This is a genomic window from Mesorhizobium helmanticense (genome assembly GCF_003034915.1).
Classification (GTDB): Bacteria; Pseudomonadota; Alphaproteobacteria; order Rhizobiales; family Rhizobiaceae; genus Mesorhizobium; species Mesorhizobium helmanticense.
Genome location: NZ_PZJX01000044.1, coordinates 1 through 1,552, shown reverse-complemented (window position 1 = coordinate 1,552; position 1,552 = coordinate 1). Strand labels below are relative to the sequence as shown.

The following is a 1,552-nucleotide window of genomic DNA, read 5'->3' as shown; positions in this document are numbered from 1 at the left end:
TCGACCGTGAACAATGAGGTTGGTCAGGCTTCGATCTTGTTTGGCTGACTTTGGAGGGCTGCGACGAGAAGCCACAAAAGCTGCCTGAACCAGTTGAGCAGGAGGGAGAAGTTGTAGCCGGCGGCCGCCAGGATGGCGTTGAGGACATCGCCCTGCTGGCCGGCGAGGTAGTTGCGGCCCATCCGATGCTCGGCCTTGATGTGGCCGATGACGGGCTCGATGGCGGAGCGGCGGCGCATCTGGCGCTTGATGGCTGGGGTGACGCGGCGCTTCTGGCCGGCGGTGAAGACCCTGAACTTGTGGCTCTGCGGTGCGTTGTGGCCGCGATAGCCGGCATCGGCGAGGATGCGGCCGATCTCGTTGCCGATGGTCTTTTCCATGTCGGGGATGACGCTTGCCAGCGTGTGGCCGTCATAAGGATTGCCGGGCAATGCTTTTGCATGCAGGGCGAACTGGCCACCCTTGGAGCGCTTCAGCGTGGTGGCGACCGACACCTTCACCCCGAACTCGTAGGGCATATGCGCCTTGCCCTTGCCGATGCATTCCACCTCGTGCGCGTGCAGGCTGTAGATCTTGCGACCGCGCTGGCGCTGGCGTTGCTCGAGAACGGTGGCGGCCTGGTAGAGCGGCCATTTGAAGAGCGCGTCCAGCCTCGCATCACCGGCGATCTGGCGGGAGATGTCGCGAATGGTCCGGCCGAGATAGGTCTTGAGCCTGCGCAACGCCTTGTTGGCCCGCTTGAACTGCTTGGCGTGGGCATAGCGCTGGTGGCTGATCAGCGCCAGCTTGGAGACCCGCACATAGCTCTGGCGCAAATGGAGACCCGTCCTCTTGGCCAGCCGCACCAGCCGTTCGCGCGCCCGGTGGATGAGCTTGGCGTCGGTCGGGAACATGACGTTCTTCGGCTGCACGGTGGTGTCGACGATCACCTGGCGCGTGTCGGCCGGCTTCATCGCCCCGGTCTTGACCGCAAGGCTGAGGCTCTCCTGCAAGAGCACGACGCTCCGGTCTTCGCCCATACGGCTGCGCCAACGCGTCATCGAGGAGCGGTCGAACGGCAGCGTATGGCAGAAGAACGTCTCGCCGGTGAGATACTGGAAGTAAGGGTTCTCCACCCAGCGCTCGCACAACACCTCATCCGACAGGTTGAAGGTGTGCTTGAGGATCGCCAGCCCCGCCATCAGCCGGGTCGGCAGCGGCGGCATGCCGGGGCCGTCCGAATAGACGGCGCCGAAACGCTCCTCCAGCACCGGCCAGTCGATCGCCTGCGCCAGCCGCACCAGTTCGTGCTTCATGTTGATGATCTGATCGAGCCTGGAGCGAAATAGGTCCTGCTCTCCCGTCTCGCGCCTCTCGCGTGGCCTGGACATTCGCCGTCCCCTCGATTCGCCGCCGCCGAACCGAGTGAATCACGCTCCGCAGCACAAGGGAATCGCAAAACCGATTTGCAGGAAAACAGCGCCCAAATACCGCTAATCTTGCAATTCCAAACCTGCCGTCCGCCCTAATCAACGTGCCAGATCAACAGCTTGCGGATAGTTCACGGCCGACG

At 63.3% G+C, this 1,552-nt stretch carries 1 protein-coding gene; it reads right to left on the bottom strand.

What is annotated here, in order from left to right; translation table 11 throughout:
* Positions 1–23 precede the first annotated feature (23 nt).
* Positions 24–1,370, bottom strand: coding sequence for an IS5 family transposase (locus C9427_RS24010; RefSeq protein ID WP_107651567.1), 1,347 nt, complete (start codon positions 1,368–1,370; stop codon positions 24–26).
* Positions 1,371–1,552 lie beyond the last annotated feature (182 nt).